Annotated in this window: 16 protein-coding genes; 5 read left to right on the top strand and 11 right to left on the bottom strand. The window is 64.3% G+C overall.

Annotated elements, in window-relative coordinates; all coding sequences use genetic code 11:
- Positions 1-46: 46 nt before the first annotated feature.
- The 6 genes from IE158_RS12235 to IE158_RS12210 all read right to left on the bottom strand — a co-directional run bounded on the left by IE158_RS12235 (position 47) and on the right by IE158_RS12210 (position 5,565).
- Positions 47-1,039 carry a cytochrome P450 gene (locus IE158_RS12235; RefSeq protein WP_189643995.1) on the bottom strand — a complete coding sequence of 331 codons (993 nt, stop codon included), beginning with the start codon at positions 1,037-1,039 and terminating at the stop codon, positions 47-49.
- Positions 1,040-1,048: 9 nt separating this feature from the next.
- Positions 1,049-1,900: a hypothetical protein gene (locus tag IE158_RS12230; protein ID WP_189643994.1), complete on the bottom strand. Its 852-nt coding sequence runs from the start codon at positions 1,898-1,900 to the stop codon at positions 1,049-1,051.
- A 37-nt stretch (positions 1,901-1,937) separates the two neighbouring features.
- On the bottom strand, positions 1,938-2,582 hold the full coding sequence (locus IE158_RS12225) for a CoA transferase subunit B (protein ID WP_189643993.1): 645 nt from the start codon (positions 2,580-2,582) through the stop codon (positions 1,938-1,940).
- Positions 2,579-3,277, bottom strand: coding sequence for a CoA transferase subunit A (locus IE158_RS12220; RefSeq protein WP_189643992.1), 699 nt, complete (start codon positions 3,275-3,277; stop codon positions 2,579-2,581). The genes IE158_RS12225 and IE158_RS12220 overlap by 4 nt, the downstream gene beginning before the upstream one ends.
- Before the next feature lie 122 nt (positions 3,278-3,399).
- Positions 3,400-4,794: a GntP family permease gene (locus tag IE158_RS12215; RefSeq protein WP_189643991.1), complete on the bottom strand. Its 1,395-nt coding sequence runs from the start codon at positions 4,792-4,794 to the stop codon at positions 3,400-3,402.
- Positions 4,795-4,797: 3 nt separating this feature from the next.
- Entirely contained in the window at positions 4,798-5,565 is a 768-nt protein-coding gene (locus tag IE158_RS12210) for a 3-hydroxybutyrate dehydrogenase (RefSeq protein WP_189643990.1), read from the bottom strand.
- 172 nt (positions 5,566-5,737) lie between these two features.
- Between IE158_RS12210 and IE158_RS12205 the strand changes: the two genes are divergently transcribed.
- Genes IE158_RS12205 through IE158_RS12195 form a run of 3 tightly spaced genes read left to right on the top strand, consistent with a single transcriptional unit; the run spans position 5,738 to position 9,281 of the window.
- Positions 5,738-6,796 carry a DNA double-strand break repair nuclease NurA gene (locus IE158_RS12205; protein WP_189643989.1) on the top strand — a complete coding sequence of 353 codons (1,059 nt, stop codon included), beginning with the start codon at positions 5,738-5,740 and terminating at the stop codon, positions 6,794-6,796.
- Positions 6,796-7,413, top strand: coding sequence for a Type 1 glutamine amidotransferase-like domain-containing protein (locus IE158_RS12200; protein ID WP_189643988.1), 618 nt, complete (start codon positions 6,796-6,798; stop codon positions 7,411-7,413). The genes IE158_RS12205 and IE158_RS12200 overlap by 1 nt, the downstream gene beginning before the upstream one ends.
- 32 nt (positions 7,414-7,445) lie before the next feature.
- Positions 7,446-9,281, top strand: a complete 1,836-nt coding sequence (locus IE158_RS12195) for an ATP-binding protein (RefSeq protein WP_189643987.1) — start codon at positions 7,446-7,448, stop codon at positions 9,279-9,281.
- A 13-nt stretch (positions 9,282-9,294) separates the two neighbouring features.
- Here IE158_RS12195 and IE158_RS12190 read toward each other — a convergent pair whose 3' ends face one another.
- A complete protein-coding gene (locus IE158_RS12190; protein ID WP_189643986.1) occupies positions 9,295-9,792 on the bottom strand; it encodes a DinB family protein in 498 nt (165 codons plus the stop codon).
- A gap of 67 nt (positions 9,793-9,859) precedes the next feature.
- Here IE158_RS12190 and IE158_RS12185 point away from each other — a divergent pair, with 67 nt between their 5' ends.
- Both IE158_RS12185 and IE158_RS12180 read left to right on the top strand, forming a co-directional pair.
- Positions 9,860-10,420 (top strand): RBBP9/YdeN family alpha/beta hydrolase, encoded by a 561-nt coding sequence (locus IE158_RS12185; RefSeq protein ID WP_189643985.1) that lies wholly within the window; start codon positions 9,860-9,862, stop codon positions 10,418-10,420.
- A gap of 101 nt (positions 10,421-10,521) precedes the next feature.
- Positions 10,522-11,394, top strand: coding sequence for a DMT family transporter (locus IE158_RS12180; RefSeq protein WP_189643984.1), 873 nt, complete (start codon positions 10,522-10,524; stop codon positions 11,392-11,394).
- Between the two features lie 23 nt (positions 11,395-11,417).
- Here IE158_RS12180 and IE158_RS12175 read toward each other — a convergent pair whose 3' ends face one another.
- The 4 genes from IE158_RS12175 to IE158_RS12160 form a co-directional block, all read right to left on the bottom strand.
- The gene (locus IE158_RS12175; RefSeq protein WP_189643983.1) at positions 11,418-12,257 is read right to left on the bottom strand and encodes an ion transporter; all 840 of its coding nucleotides are present in this window, start codon (positions 12,255-12,257) and stop codon (positions 11,418-11,420) included.
- Positions 12,254-13,447 (bottom strand): glutathionylspermidine synthase family protein, encoded by a 1,194-nt coding sequence (locus IE158_RS12170; RefSeq protein WP_189643982.1) that lies wholly within the window; start codon positions 13,445-13,447, stop codon positions 12,254-12,256. The genes IE158_RS12175 and IE158_RS12170 overlap by 4 nt, the downstream gene beginning before the upstream one ends.
- A 6-nt stretch (positions 13,448-13,453) precedes the next feature.
- Positions 13,454-13,972, bottom strand: a complete 519-nt coding sequence (locus IE158_RS12165) for a hypothetical protein (protein WP_189643981.1) — start codon at positions 13,970-13,972, stop codon at positions 13,454-13,456.
- A gap of 124 nt (positions 13,973-14,096) precedes the next feature.
- Positions 14,097-14,873: a hypothetical protein gene (locus IE158_RS12160; protein WP_189643980.1), complete on the bottom strand. Its 777-nt coding sequence runs from the start codon at positions 14,871-14,873 to the stop codon at positions 14,097-14,099.
- Positions 14,874-14,918 lie beyond the last annotated feature (45 nt).

The following is a 14,918-nucleotide window of genomic DNA, read 5'->3' as shown; positions in this document are numbered from 1 at the left end:
TCGTCTTCAGGAGTCAGTTGGGGGTCAAGTCGTCTGATGACTTAGTCTACACCCGGAAGCTACTTAGATAGGCCCAGGCTGGGGGCTTGTGCGCCCAGCGCTCTGGCCTGAAGGTGTTCGGGTCCGCCCACAGCGCCGGGTCGCGGTGGGTCAGATAAGTGGAGTAGAGCGCCAGGGTCCCAGCAGGCAGGGTGCGTCCGCGCCAGGCCAGGTCACGGCGGAGGCGGCGGCTGCCCATCCAGCCGGGTGGATACAGCCGCAGCACTTCCTTGATGACTGCCGGATGCTGCTCTGGCGTGTGCCACTGCGGAGCTTGGGCCAGCTCCCATACGGCGTAGGCCAGGGCATGGGTGGTGGTGTCGTGGGCAGCGGCCAGCGACACACGGGCGTCTTCCATCCAGCCGGGCTGCCGAATCAGTGTGCTGAGCAGGTCGGGCCGGGGGTGCTTGCTGCGGGTGCGGCCCAGGCGCAGCAGTTCGCGGCGTACAGCGGCCAGGGTGGCCGGGCGCGGCAGCATCGGTGCCGGAAAGGGCCTTCGCAGTGGGCCCAGGAAGCGGGACAGCAGCGCATCGTCGAACTCACCAGCAAAATAAGCCACATTGAGCAAATGGCGCACGGTCTCGTCGGCCCAGGCGAGGGCGTCGGTGGGGCCAGCTGGAAAGTGGGGGAGACTCTGGCGGAGAGCAGCCGTCAGCCCACTTAGGGCCGCCCGTGAAAATCCGGGGTTCAGCGTTCCCCGCCGCTGCGCGTGTTCCGGCGTATCGGTCACGATGACGCCGCCGTTCAGGTATGGCACCAGGCTAGAGAAGCTGCCCCGGCTGCGGAAAGTGGAGAGGTCGCTCAGCAGGGCGCGGTTCCACTCGGGCGAGAAGCCGACCACGGCAGGCTGGCCCAGCTGCAAGGCGAACACGTCCAGCCCCTCAGCGCGGGCCGCTGCTGCTCCTGCGTCCAGCAGTGGCAGCGGTGCGGCGCCCCACTCCGGCAGGTGGCCCAGTGCCTGTGGCACGTAGGGGTTCAGGGGCGGGTGGGGGAGAGGCACCCGCTCAGGCTAGCGCCCTGTCGAGTGTGCGGCCAGTTCGGGGGGCAGGTGGGCATAGGAGGGGGACACGTTCCAGCCTGGGACGCGGTAAGTCCAACCTGCTTGGGAAGAGATGGAGAAAGGAGAATCCTGCACCCTGATCCAGGGGGTCAGCTTGCGGTGGTCGCTCAGCCCAAAGGCAGCGGCATAAGTGGTCATCCCCGGCTGCACCTTGTCCGTCAGGTGAACCAGCAACATGGGGTGTACTGGCTCCAAAGAAAAGGGCGTCCGCTGGCATCCCACCACGCCCGCCCTCACCTCTGCCACCACAAAATCCTTGGGCAGTTCGGATTGGCCCGGAAGTTGTTCCGGGTGCTTCACCCAGCGCGGCCCAGACAAACTGTCTTGAAAGTCACTGCTGAAGCTAAGGAAGTCGTCGCTTTGCAGGCCCCGGCAGTCCACCCGCACTGCTGGGGAAAAGGCGAAGGTCAAGGCGCCCACCAGCAGGGTCCAGGGTGTAATGGGAGTGTGCAGGATATGGTCCCACCGGCGCAGCGAACGGCGGACCAACCGCAGCAGCAGCAAAGACAGCCCTGCGCCCAAAGCAGCCAGTGGCAAGACAATATGCGCCCACTCAAAGCCGGAGTGGGGTTTAAACCTCAGTGCGGCGGCATATAGGCTACTTGCAAGGCCCAGCGTGCCGACCAAGCACAGGACCAGTCTCACCAGTTCCCTCACGCCTGAAGCACGCCCTTCCGCGTAGGCGAGTCCCAGCATCACTCCGGCCAGCAGCAATGCCAAGGGCAGTACAGGCAATCCGAACACGAACCAGGCCGCGACGTAGCCAACGGGCAGCATGATGAGGGGCCATAGACGGCACATGGCTGCACTCTGACCCTCTTTCGCCTTCATCCGGAGCTTACTCCAGCACCTCCGCCCCGGTCTTCTCGTGCAGTTCCTCCAGCGTGACGCCTGGGGCCAGTTCCACCAGTTTGAGGCCGCCTTCAGTTACGTCCAGCACGCCCAGGTCGGTGATGATGCGGTCCACCACGCCCTTGCCAGTCAGCGGCAGCGTGCATTCGCGCAGAATCTTGTGTGCGTCACCCTTGGCGACGTGTTCCATCAGCACAACCACGCGCTGCACACCGGCCACCAGGTCCATTGCGCCGCCCATGCCCTTGACCATCTTGCCGGGAATCATCCAGTTGGCGAGGTCGCCCCGCTCGCTCACCTGCATGGCTCCCAAAATGGCGAGATTCACATGCCCGCCCCGGATCATCCCGAAGCTCTCCGCCGAGTGGAAAAAGCTGGCCCCCGGCAGCGCCGTCACCGTCTGCTTGCCTGCATTGATCAGGTCTGGGTCCACCTCGTCCTCAGCCGGAAAAGGGCCGATGCCCAGCAGACCATTCTCGGATTGCAGCCACACGTCCATGCCCTGCGGGATGTGATTGGCGACCAGCGTAGGTAGCCCGATGCCCAGGTTCACGTAGTAGCCGTCTTGCAGTTCCTGTGCGGCGCGCTGCGCCATTTCTTCGCGTGTCCAGCCTGTGGTCACTTGGGTCATGGGTTCCTCACCGTCCTTTGCTCAATCCGCTTTTCGGGGGCTGCGTTTAGCACCAGCCGCTGCACGTAAATGCCTGGGGTGTCAATCTCGTCGGGGTCAAGTGCGCCCACCTCCACGATTTCTTCCACCTCGGCCACCGTGACGCGCCCGCAGGCAGCGGCCAGCGGGTTAAAGTTCTGCGCCGTCTTGCGGTACACCAGGTTGCCTGCGCGGTCCGCTTTCCAGGCTTTGACCAGGCCCACATCCGCCCGGATGCCGCGCTCCAGGATGTAGGTTTCACCGTCAAACTCCTGGTGCTCTTTACCCTCGGCCACCACAGTGCCCACGCCGGTGCGGGTATAAAAGCCCGCGATGCCTGCACCCCCGGCCCGCATCCGCTCGGCCAGGGTGCCCTGCGGCGTGAATTCCAGCTCCAACTCGCCCGCGAGGTACTGGCGCTCGAATTCCTTGTTCTCGCCCACGTAGCTGCTGATCATCTTGCGAATCTGGCGGGTTTCGAGCAGCAGGCCCAGGCCCCAGCCGTCCACACCCGCGTTGTTGCTGACGGCGGTCAGCTGCTTTACGCCGCTGTCACGCAGCGCCAGAATCAGGGCTTCGGGAATCCCGCACAGCCCAAAGCCGCCCACGGCTACGGTTTGACCATCTGCCACGATGCCCTCAAGGGCTGCCGTAGCGCCTGGATATAACTTGTCCATGTGTCACCCACGCTATCCTTTTCTGCGAAAAAGTTCAATTTGAAATAAAAGTGTGGCGCTCTTCTTGACTGTGAGCAGGCCATGTGCATTCCGAGTTCTGGATACACAAGCCTGTTCTTCTTTTAGAAAGTGCCCAGGGTGCTTCCTAGAACGATCACGGTAATCAGGGCAATCACCGGGATAATGGCAGCCACCACGAAAATATCCAGATAAGACTTGGCGTGGGTCAGGCCCGTAATGGCCAGCAGGGTGACCACAGCGCCGTTGTGCGGCAGCACGTCGAAGCCGCCTGAAGAGATGGTGGCGACGCGGTGCAGCAGTTCTGGGCTGATGCCGATGGCCTGTGCGCGTTCGAGGTAGGTGCTGCCCAGCGTATCTAGCGCGATGCTGAGGCCCCCCGAAGCCGAGCCGGTGATGCCTGCCAGGGTATTGATGGCCACCGAAAGCGAGATCAGTGGGTTGCCCGGAGCGATGCCGACCACCGCGTCCCGCACCACCAGAAACCCTGCCAGCGATGCAATAACGGCCCCGTAGGCCACCTCGGACGCCGTGTTGAAGATGGGCAGCAAGGACCCCATGGTGCCTTCGTTTAGCGAGGTTCTGATGTCACTGAGATAGCGGCGCTGCGTGATGAGGGCCAGGGCAATGGCCGCCGTCAGAGCGCCAATCAAAGCCCAGAGGCCTGTGACGGCTGAGGGACTGACTTCGCCAAAGCGCTTTTCGGCCAGGAAACTCAGGTCGGTGCCGGGGAAAATGACCTTGGACAGCAGATAATTCAGGCCAATCACGGTGATGATCGGCAAAATGGCGAGCGCGAAGCTGGGCAGCGCCCGCTCCGGAACCAGCTCGCCGTCGGTGGGACCAGCTGGGCCATAGCCTTCTCCGGCGGCCTTGGCAGCGGCAGCCCGGCGCTGCAACCAGAACAGCCCCCCAAACAGCATCATGGCGGCGGCAATCAGGCCCAGGCCAGGCGCGGCAAAGGTGTCCGTGCCAAAAAAGGCAGACGGAATGGCGTTTTGGATGGCGGGCGTGCCGGGCAGGGCCGTCATGGTAAAGGTAAACGACCCTAGTGCGATGGCCGCTGGAATAAGGCGGCGGGGAATGTCGGCGGCGCGGAACAGGGAAACCGCAATTGGAAAGACGGCAAAAGCCACCACGAACAGCGATACCCCGCCGTAGGTCAAAATGGCGCAGGATAGCACCACGGCGGCAATGGCCCGCGCTGCGCCCAGCCGGTCTACCACAGTGCGGGCGATGGTTTCGGCAGCGCCGCTGTCGGCCATCACCTTGCCGAAAATGGCTCCCAGCAGGAAAATCGGGAAAAACTGAATCAGGTAGCGGCCCAGACCCTGCATAAAAATCTGGGTATAGGTGCCAAACAGCTCAGCGCTCAGCACCCCGGAGAAGACGACAGCCACCAGGGCCATCAACGGGGCCAAAAACAGCACCGAGTAACCCCGGTAAGCGAAGTAAATCAGGCCAGCCAGCGAAAGAATGATGCCAAGAAGTCCGAGCATGGCTTACCTCGCCGTCCAGCCGAGATCAAGGTCCAGCACGGCTCCGGTCATTCCCCACGCTGCGGGGCTGGCAACGTATGACGCCAGGGCGGCAATGTCTTCAGGCTCCAGCAGCCGCTTGATAGCCGCCGGTTCCAGCATGACTTTTTGCTCCACTTCTTCGGTGCTGATGCCGCGCGTGCGCGCCTGGTCTGCCATCTGATGCTCGACCAGCGGCGTGCGCACATAGCCGGGGCAGATGGCGTTGACCGTCAGGCGCTGCTCACCAGCTTCGAGAGCGGCGGTGCGGGTCAGCCCGATCAGGCCATGCTTGGCGCTGATGTAGGCGCTCTTGAAGGGGCTGGCGACATGTCCGTGAATGCTCGCCACATTGATGATGCGGCCCTGGCCGCTGCGGGTGAGGTGATCCCAGGCATATTTGCTCAGCAAAAAGGGCGCGGTCAGCATCACCCTGAGCATGGTGTCCCAGGTGTCTTCAGGAAAGTCACGTATAGCATCAATATGCTGAAATCCAGCATTGTTAACCAGCACATCCAGGCTACCGAGGGTTGCTACCGTCTGCTCAACGGCGGCCAAGCAGTCCTCACGCTTGGATAGGTCGGCGGGGATGAAGGTCAGCCCGGCGTCTTCTACGGCGGCGCGTGCACCGGGCCGTTCGAGGTCCAGGGCCGCCACACGCAGCCCGTCTTGTTGCAACCGGCGCGCTATGGCGAGCCCAATACCACTTGCTGCGCCGGTGACCAGCGCAACCCTCTGTTCTGGAATGTTCATGAGATTTTGAATTATAATTCATAGTTTAGGCTGTGTAAATTCGTAGGGCAGCAAGTGCCCAGCAACGATGCTCACTTCAAAGTGGAGCCAGCAAGGTCCAGAATAATGAGGTCGTATTATGTCATGAGCGTATTACGTCCCAGACAGACTTTTCCGCGCTACACTGCCGCTTATGCGTATTCGTCTGGACCCCTGGCCGGTGGACACCCACAGCGCTCAGCTCACGCTGACCCCGTTCAGGGGCAATGTGTTTGATGTGGAAGGCACGTGGCGGGCCATCGCTCCCCGGCCCCTGCCCTCCAGCCTGCGCCGGGTGCTGGTGGTGGACGGCAAGCCCCGCATGGAAGCCCGGCTGCTGCTGGAAGATGACGCGCAGGAGCTGAGCGTGGCGGGCTTTGGGGCCTACGCGGTGGGCGCGGTGGACCTGTGCCCGCACGGCACCCGCCAGGCCCGGTTTCATGGGGTAGAGGCGCGGCGGCTGCTGGCCCACAGCGGCGACCTGCGCCTGAGCGCCGAAGAGCTGATTCCCAAAAACCCCCAGACGGGCCGCCTGATTTATGACCCGCTGCGTTTCCGGGGCACTGATGTGCTGGGCGCCCAGGCCGCCATCCAAAAGGCGATGCTGGACGCCGAGCGGGCGCTGGCTTCGGCACTGGCCTCTGCCTTGCCGCTGGACGAGGAAGACCCGGACATGTCGCCCGACACGCTGGTGCTGCAAGACGGCCCGGTGCGGGTGGGCGAGCAGGGCCGCGCCGTGCTGGGGTACATCAAAAGCCTGCACACCGATTACCTCGGCGCAGACCGCAACCCGCTGCTGCGCGATCTGAAATGCGGCGAGCGCACGCCTATCTTGCGCTTTACGGTGGGCGATACGGGTGAGGGGGCCAGCGCAGGCGGCGGGCAGGCTTCGGGCCGTGAGCAGCGCTTTACGTGGTTCGTGCGCCTAGCCGAAGCCGAGTTCTATCAGCACCCGCTGGCCGGGGTCATGCGGCTGGAAATGCACGCACCCGAAGACGTGGATTTTGTGCCCCGCGCTGTGCGTGACATTGCCGACCTGTCGGGCACGCTGTTGTGCCGCCTGGGCAGCGTGCCCCACAAGGATGGCCGCGCCCCACAGAACCTGGTGCCCACTGCTGCGCTGGAGCAGGAAATGGGCCGCCGCCTGGGCAACGCCGAGCTGGTCACCCGCCGTATCCGTGCCCACCTGGCTGGGCAACGCGCCCGCGCCTGATGCCGCGTCAGCTGTTCTTGCTGGGCGGGATGGAGGCCCTGGACGCTTTCACGAAGCCCTGGCTGGAGGTCTGTGGGGAGCGCGTGGCTGTGCTGTCTTACGCGCCCAGCGAGCGGCATGCGGCGCTGTACCGGCAGCGGTGGCCGGAGTGCCGGGTGGACTTCATCGCTCCGCCGGCTGGGGGTGAGCTGGACACTGACCAAGCCGCTGCCGCGATTGACGACGCTTCGGCCATTTTCGTGGCAGGCGGCGACACCGCCCAGTATCATCGGCTGTACGGCAGCGGCCCACTGCATGAGCTCATCCGTGCCCGCTATCAGTCTGGTGTGCCCTATGCGGGCCTGTCGGCGGGGGCGCTGCTGGCGATGGAACAGTGCCTGATTCCTGGCGCGGACAGCGGAGAGCCGGACCGCTTTTGCCCTGGCCTGGGCCTGCTGCCGGGTACACTGCTGGGCGTTCACTTTGCCGAGTGGGGCGGCGCGGCCACCCTGCACCGCCAGCTGCGTGAGCGCCAGGTGCGCACCGGCTGGGGCCTGGACGACCACCTGACCCTGCATTTCCGCGACGAAGGGCAGCCGGTCAGCTACGGCGGCGCGGCTTTCCTGATTCGCCTCTGAACTGTTTGACCCATTTTTAGGAGTTGCTCCCAATGACCCAAAGCTCACCTATTCCCCCCGTCCTCACCCTCCAGAACATCGGCCTGATCATGGGCACTGAGGACGCCACGCCTACCGGCTTCTGGTTTGCCGTGTTGCCCGGTGCCTCGGTCCAGATGGATGATCTGGTGGCGGTGCAGACCACCAAGCCCGACGGCAGCCCGGTCAGGTTCTTCGGCATCGTGGACCATGTGCGGACCCGGCACGAAGGCGTGAAGTTCGACTCCGACGTACAGGACGTAATAGACGGCATTCTGCCCGCTTCGGTCAGCTACGCGGCGCGGGTGCTGGTCACGCGGGTGGACCCCGAGGACTTTATTCCCCCGCAGCCCGGCGACCCGGTGCGGCACGCGGTGGGGGAGGAATTGGCCCTGGCCCTGAGCGCCGACAAGATGGACTACACCTTCGCCGGAGGCCTGCTGAGCGACGGACAGGTGCTGCCGGTCAACTACCAGTTCGTGAACGGTGAGCAGGGCGGCCACATCAACATTTCCGGTATTTCCGGCGTGGCGACCAAGACCAGCTACGCGCTCTTTTTGCTGCATTCCATCTTTCAGGGGGCGGTGCTTCAGCAGCGGCATGAGGGCCACAACACGCGGGCGCTGATTTTCAACGTGAAGGGCGAAGACCTGCTGTTTCTGGACCAGCCAAACGCGCGGGTGGACGAAAAGGAAAACCAGGTCGGCGCGCGCAAAGGCTACGGTGCCCAGGGCCGTTACGCCCGGCTGGGCTTGCCGCAGCGGCCTTTTCAGAATGTGCAGTTCCTGGCCCCACCCCGCTCGGCGGATGGAGACGCCATCGTGCCGGATGTGTCGCAGCGCTCAGGCGGCGTCACCGCGTTCGTGTTCTCACTGCGCGAGTTCTGCGAGCGGCGGATGCTGGCTTATGTGTTCTCGGACGCCGCCAGCAGCCTGAACCTGGGCTTTGTGATTGGCAATGTAGAAGAGCGCCTCTTCCGGCTGGCCCACGAGCAAAAAGGCGGCGGCACCGGCCTGAGCGTGCAGGACTGGCGGCCCGATGAAAGCGGCGAAATCCCCGAAGACCTTAGCTTCGACGCGCTGGGCGGGATTACCATTACCAACTTTGGGCAGTTGATCTCGTACATCGAGTACAAGCTGCTGGAGGAACACGACGGCGAGGGCGACAAGAAATGGGTGCAGAAGCAGAACCCCGGCACGCTTCGCGCCTTTATCCGGCGGATGCGCGGGGTCCAGAAGTACCTCAGTCCACTGATTCGCGGCGACCTGAGCGCGGAGCAGGCCGCCCGCTACCGCCCCGATGTTCTGAAAGCCGGTATCCAGACCACGGTGGTGGACATCCACAACCTCAGCAGCCCGGCGCAGATGTTCGCGGTGGGGGTGCTGCTGCGCGAGGTGTTCGAGCACAAGGAAAAGGTGGGCCGCCAGGACACGGTGTTCGTGGTGCTGGACGAGCTGAACAAATACGCTCCCCGCGACGGTGACAGCCCCATCAAGGACGTGCTGCTGGACATTGCCGAGCGTGGGCGCAGTCTGGGCATCATCCTGATTGGGGCGCAGCAGACCGCCTCGGAGGTGGAGCGGCGCATCGTGTCCAACGCCGCCATCCGGGTGGTGGGCCGACTGGACATGGCCGAAGCCGAGCGGCCCGAGTACCGCTTCTTGCCGCAGAGCTTTCGCCAGCGCGCCGGCATCCTGCAACCCGGCACCATGCTGGTCAGCCAGCCGGACGTGCCCAACCCAGTGCTGGTCAATTACCCGTTCCCGGCCTGGGCCACCCGCCGCGATGAGGTGAAAGTGGCTGACGAGCGCCCGGCAGCCGAAGTGGGCGCAGAGCTGCTGGGGCTGTGAGGGAGTAAGCAGGTCAGGTCATGGACGTTCCGCCGCCCAGCAGCCGCTTGAGCAGGGCCAGTTGCCCAGTGTGGTAGGCGTTGTGGTCGGCCATCAGGAGTACGGAGCGCAGCACGGTGTGGCTGGGCTGCTGGGCATGGGGGACAGGTGCCAAAAGGTCGGTTTCCTCATCTGCGACGAGGGCCAGGGTGGTGGTCAAGTCGGCTTGGTAAGCCTCGGCTTCAGCCTGCCACTCCTGCACACTGAGCCAGCGGTGCGGCCAGTATCCCTCAGGCCATGCTGGAGCCTGATAGCTGCCCTGCTCGGCGGTGATGTAGTCGAGGAGATCACGCTGAGTGAAGCGCAGGTGCCACAGTATTTCGGCAGCCGAGTAAGGCAGGCCGCTGAGGCGCTCGTTGATTTGACTCAGTGGAAAGCCGTCCAGCACCTGTTCCAGCGTGGCGTGGGCCTGCGGCTGGCTGAGCAGGTTGGTGAGGTGTGAGCGGAGTGGGTCCTGGTGTGGCTGGGTCATACCGCTGATTGTGACAGCTGGCCTTCTCCGGAGGGCTGATGGCCGAACCTCCTATTATGGCCCCACCATGCCTTCCCAACCCACTTATGTCATCATTCCCGGCTACGGCGATTCCGGCCCCGGCCACTGGCAAAGCCTCTGGGAGCCGCAGCTGCCCTCGGTGCGCGTCAAGCAGGACGACCCCGAAGAGCCCTGGCCGCTGCCCTGGGCGGCGCGGCTGGAGGAAGTGATAGCGGCCACTCCTGGCCTGCTGGTGCTGGTGGCCCACTCGTGCGGCGTGCCTACGGTGCTCACCTGGGCGCGCGAATACTCGGTGCCGGAGCGGGTGCGCGGCGCTTTTCTGGTGGCCCCGCCTGACGCCGAGCAGCCCAATATGCCGCAGCTGTACCCCAAAGTCTGCCGCATGGCCCCGGTGCCGCTGGACCCCTTGCCATTTCCGGCGCTGGTGGTGTCGAGTACCGATGACCCGGTGGTATCGCCCGCCCGCGCTGAGGCATTTGCAGTGGCCTGGGGTGCAGATTTGGTCTGGGCGGGGAGCGGGCATCTGAACACAGCCAACGGACATGGCGAGTGGCCGGAGGGCCAGGCGCTGCTGGCTGGGTTCGTGGCAGGCTTGAAGCTTGTCTAGCGCGGTTGACCGGAAGGCAGACATCTTTTCCGAGGGCAAGGCGACTATGTGAGTGACCTGAGAGCGGCATCGGCGGCTGCCACTCTCTATACTCGCCCTCTATGACCCGCCAGGACCTGATGATTTGGCTCACGCTGTCCTTCGTTTGGGGAGCCTCGTTCATCCTGATCAAAGTGGCGGGCGAGAGCTTCCCGCCGCTGTGGGTGGCGTTGCTGCGCTCCTGCTTCGGGGCGGCGGTGCTGTGGGCGGCGTTTCGGTTGCGCCGGGAAGCCTGGCCCCCACGTGAACTGCTGGTGCCGCTGGTCCTGGCGGCGCTGCTCAACAATGCCCTGCCCTGGACCCTCTTTCCCTGGGGTGAGCAGACGGTCAGTTCGGGCATCGCCTCTATTCTCAATGCGACCACGCCCCTGTTTAGCCTGGGCATTGCGCTGGCAGTGCGGGACGCTCAGGCCACAGTCTGGGTGGGTCTGGGCGTGCTGATTGGCTTGCTGGGCGTGGGCCTGACGGTCTCGGGCAGTCTGTCCGGGGGACATGCCACCGTGCTGGGCGTGCAACTTATTCTGCTGGCCACGCTCAGCTACGCGGTGGCGACGGCTCTTTCCAAGCGGTACTTGCAGGGGATCAGTGCCCTGAGTCTGGCGACCTCGCAGCTGAGCCTTTCGGCGCTGATGCTGCTGCCTCTGGCCCTGCTGACCGAGTGGCCCTCACAGGTCAGCGCCGCCTCGCTGGCTGGGGCGGCGGCGCTTGGGGTATTTGGCTCCGGGCTGGCATATCTGCTGTTTTACACCCTGCTGGCCCGCACTTCGGCCACCCAGACCACGGCCATCACCTACTCGCTGCCGGTGTGGGGCCTGCTGTGGGGCTACCTGGCAGGCGAGCGCTTTGGCCTGTTGCCACTGCTGGGCGTTGTGGTGGTGATTGCTGGTTTGGTGCTGCTGAACTGGCGGCCCAGGCCACGCCAGGCTGTCGCCTAACGCAGTGCGCCTCCCCATCAGAGTCACGGCAATTTCCCGCCGCAGTGGGGGCAAAAGCAGTACGGCGTGGCCTGCGACTGTTCGCGGCGGGCTTCCTCTTCACGCAGGCGTGACAGCTCGTCGGCAAAACCGCTGGCGACCATGCCCGCTGGCAGCGCCACCATCCCCACCCCGAACAGCATGATGACCCCGGCGGCCAGCTTGCCCAGGCTGGTCGCGGGGTACACGTCGCCGTAACCAGTCGTGGTCAGTGTGACCACCGCCCACCACAGCGCTTCGGGAATGCTGCCGTAGCCTTCCGTGCCTGCGGCTGACTCAACTTGATACAGCACACTGGCCGCAATAAAGACCAGCACGGCAGCAATCAGGACTGTGGTCAGCAGTTCGCCGGCCCGCTGGAGGATGACTCGCCCGATCAGCAGCAGCGAATCCGAGTAGCGCCCGAGCCGCAGCAGCGAGAGCAATTTGAGGAGCCGCAGTCCACGCAGGCTGACCAGTGCGGCGTTGCCGGGAATCACCAGCGCGGCAATCACAATCAGGTCAATCAGGGGCATGGGTTGTAGGGCGTAGCGCAGGTAGCCACGCCATCCTGGGGGCAGGCCGGGGCGCAGCGGTGTGACATACAGCCGCGCCAGGTATTCCAGCGCGAAGATCAGGGCGCATAGCAGGTCAAAGGTCCGAATCAGCGGGCCGTAGGTCTGCGCCACTTCCGGCACCGTGCCCAGCACCATCACGCCCACATTCATCAGAATCAGCGCCCCCAGCAGAGCATTGAACAGCTGCTCAGCCGGGCTGCCGCCGTCGCTGGGGTCAAGGAAGGAATACAGCTTTTGCTGGAAGGTCAGAGGCACCGTCCTGTTCATCGTTCACCCTCCACCCAGTGCGGCGCGAAGCTGGCGCGGTTGTCGGTCACGCGCCCGCGCCCCTCGCGGATGCCCAGGCCGCAGACCTCGCTGCCCGCTGCCCACACGCCCAGCACCGGATAACGCGGGCCATCGGGGGCGCTGAAGGTCGGCAGCTCTGTGTAGGCCTGTTCCATCAGCGGGTAGCCGGCGTAGTCGCCCGGCGTCATGGCTGCGCCGGGAAGGATGACGTTCTGGCCCTCGCGGGAGTACAGCGGCTTTTGCACGGCTGGAGTCCGGAGCATGCCGGGCGTCAGGCTGGCGGGCAGGATGTGTGGGTCGTCCGGATACAGTTCGTGCAGCAGGGCCAGCAGCCCTTTGGAACTGGTGACCGCCTTCCACAGCGGCTCGATAAACCGGGTTTGTGTGCGGGCCAGCGCCTCGCCGTCGCGGGCGTCCCAGGCAAACTCGAAGGGCCACAGCCACATCAGATTCCTAATCGGGCGCGGCCAGCCGTCCAGCAGATACGGCTCGCCGGGGGCCAGACCCAGAGCGTCCACTTCCAGAAAGGTGCTGTGGATGCCCGCTGCATTCGCCAGCTCGCGCAGGTAGGTGACGGTGGCCACGTCCTCGTCTATGGGGGCGGCGCAGAAGGTGACTTCTCCCAGGCCCCGCGCTGCCTTCAGGTGCGCCCACTGCTCGCCCAGCGCTTCGTGGACGGTGTTCCACTGCCCGCAGCTGCCTGCCAGTTCGCCCGCCGCCTGCCGGTCTTCCAGCCATTGCCACTGGCACACGGCAGCTTCAAGCAGGCTGGTGGGCGTTTGACCGTTGACTTCCAGCAGCTGCGGCGCTTCGCCGGTCCGGTAAGCCAGGTCCAGGCGCATGTACACGCTGGGGTCGTCGCGGTCCCACGACTCGCGCACCGCCTCCTCCATAAAGTCGGGAATGCCCAGCTCGGCCAGGCGGCCTTCCGTGATGGCGTATTCCGTCGCGGCCAGCACGCAGTCGGTCAGGTGCTGACTGGCCTGCTCCAGTGCGGCGATTTCGGCAGGCGTGAAGCTGTAGCCCGTGTCTTCGGCCCAGTAGGGGACCGGTGCATCTCCCTGTGCCCAAGGGACCGGGTGTTCGGGCACAGCGCCGTGCCACAGCATGCCTACTGCTTCTAGCCGCGCTTCCCAGCCAGGGCGCGGCGCAAATGTCCGGCGTTCCACTCCCGCTCAGCCGCCGAAAGAGCCGCCGGTGCGGTTGCCGTTCGTACCCGGCACAATGATGCGCGGCGGCGTGCTGGAGCGGCTGGCCGAATTGCCGCCTGCGGAGTTGTTGGGGGTGGCTGTTCCTGTACCCGCATTCCCTGCCCCCGCACTTCCTGTTCCCCGCGTGCCGGTGGAAAAGCCCCCACGCGAAATCTGCGGGGCCTGAAAGCGTCCGGTCAGCCGGCCACTGCGGTCCACCTGATAGCCGCTGCGGCTGGAGCTGCCGTCCGCGTTGTACCCCACGACCCGGCCCAGGCCCCCACCCCAGAAAAAGAACCACGGCCCGTAGTAGCCGCCCGCAGTCTGGTTTTGCGTGCAGGGGTTTTGCATGCCCTGATCTATGTATTTCTGGTTGGCCTGCACGCACTCCTCATAGGTGGCGTAAGAGTTGCGCTGGTAGTCGTTCACGTTCCCTGCTGGGGAGGAGCATGACGCCATCAGCGCTGGTAGGGTGGCCAGCAGGGGAAGGTGAAACTTCTTCATTGTCTCAGAGTACGCGGCCTGCGCGCCCGGAGTTCCACCTGGGATGACATAAGAAGAGGCCACGGGGTGAATTCACCCTGCGGCCTGTGAGGTGCGGCCCGGTGGCTTTCTGGCTTAGGCGTGCTTAGCGCTCATTGAGCTGGAAGTCGAGGGGCAAAAAGAACAGCTTGGTGTTGCCACCAGTGGGATCTGGATTGCCAAAGTTGGTTCTGGTGGTCCCAGCTGCGTAGACATACTCTCCATTGAACTTGACGTCCGAGAAGTCGCCACGGTCTATAGACGAGTTGGCTTCGTCCAGCAGGTAAATATTGCTGATTCCCTCGCTGAACGTCCCTGTCATAATTACGTTGTGGTTGCTGAGCAGCAGCCTGCCGCTGTCATCGGACTGGATGTACTTCAGGTTGGGAATGACAGCGTACTGCTGCTCCGGCGTCCCCTTGGCCCAATCGCGCCGCCACAGTTCGAGCGGCACCCGTGCTCTGAGGAACACGTCGCCCGCGTCAGAGACCCAGGTCATCTGCGACTGGGCTTCAATGGAGTCTGGGTTAGCCGCGCCGTTGTTGGTCAGCAGAATCACCTCACCCTTATTGGCCGTGATCTGGCGCAACTTGACCGGCTCCTCAGTCTTCCAGACCCGGCTCCATTGCACCTTGCCGTCTTTGACCTGCTGCACATTGATTAGCGAGGGGCAAGCGGTGTCCGCACAGCCTGTGGCTGGAAAGGCCATCGCCACGTAGAAGGTGTTGGTTTCTCCTACGGTAAAGTCCACTGCGGCTTTCTGTGGGTCAAAGCCAGTCAGGTCCTGCGGGAAGAGCACCGGCGTCACTCGCTTGACTGTGTTGTCACCACCATAGGCTTGGCCAGCTTCATAGATGTTGACCTCAGTAGGTGACAACTTCACTTCCAGCCCCTCCTGGTGGGCAAAAAGGCTGGGTCAGCAGGTCTA

The organism is Deinococcus piscis (assembly GCF_014653275.1).
Taxonomy (GTDB): domain Bacteria; phylum Deinococcota; class Deinococci; order Deinococcales; family Deinococcaceae; genus Deinococcus; species Deinococcus piscis.
The sequence above is the reverse complement of the archived record's forward strand: the minus strand, read 5'-3'. Positions and strand labels throughout refer to the sequence as shown.

Coding starts and splice junctions, on each gene's coding strand:
- IE158_RS12230 (WP_189643994.1), bottom strand. CDS start 1,900: ATGTGCCGTCTATGGCCCCTCATCATGCTGCCCGTTGGCTACGTCGCG.
- IE158_RS12225 (WP_189643993.1), bottom strand. CDS start 2,582: ATGACCCAAGTGACCACAGGCTGGACACGCGAAGAAATGGCGCAGCGC.
- IE158_RS12220 (WP_189643992.1), bottom strand. CDS start 3,277: ATGGACAAGTTATATCCAGGCGCTACGGCAGCCCTTGAGGGCATCGTG.
- IE158_RS12215 (WP_189643991.1), bottom strand. CDS start 4,794: ATGCTCGGACTTCTTGGCATCATTCTTTCGCTGGCTGGCCTGATTTAC.
- IE158_RS12210 (WP_189643990.1), bottom strand. CDS start 5,565: ATGAACATTCCAGAACAGAGGGTTGCGCTGGTCACCGGCGCAGCAAGT.
- IE158_RS12205 (WP_189643989.1), top strand. CDS start 5,738: ATGCGTATTCGTCTGGACCCCTGGCCGGTGGACACCCACAGCGCTCAG.
- IE158_RS12200 (WP_189643988.1), top strand. CDS start 6,796: ATGCCGCGTCAGCTGTTCTTGCTGGGCGGGATGGAGGCCCTGGACGCT.
- IE158_RS12195 (WP_189643987.1), top strand. CDS start 7,446: ATGACCCAAAGCTCACCTATTCCCCCCGTCCTCACCCTCCAGAACATC.
- IE158_RS12190 (WP_189643986.1), bottom strand. CDS start 9,792: ATGACCCAGCCACACCAGGACCCACTCCGCTCACACCTCACCAACCTG.
- IE158_RS12185 (WP_189643985.1), top strand. CDS start 9,860: ATGCCTTCCCAACCCACTTATGTCATCATTCCCGGCTACGGCGATTCC.
- IE158_RS12180 (WP_189643984.1), top strand. CDS start 10,522: ATGACCCGCCAGGACCTGATGATTTGGCTCACGCTGTCCTTCGTTTGG.
- IE158_RS12175 (WP_189643983.1), bottom strand. CDS start 12,257: ATGAACAGGACGGTGCCTCTGACCTTCCAGCAAAAGCTGTATTCCTTC.
- IE158_RS12165 (WP_189643981.1), bottom strand. CDS start 13,972: ATGAAGAAGTTTCACCTTCCCCTGCTGGCCACCCTACCAGCGCTGATG.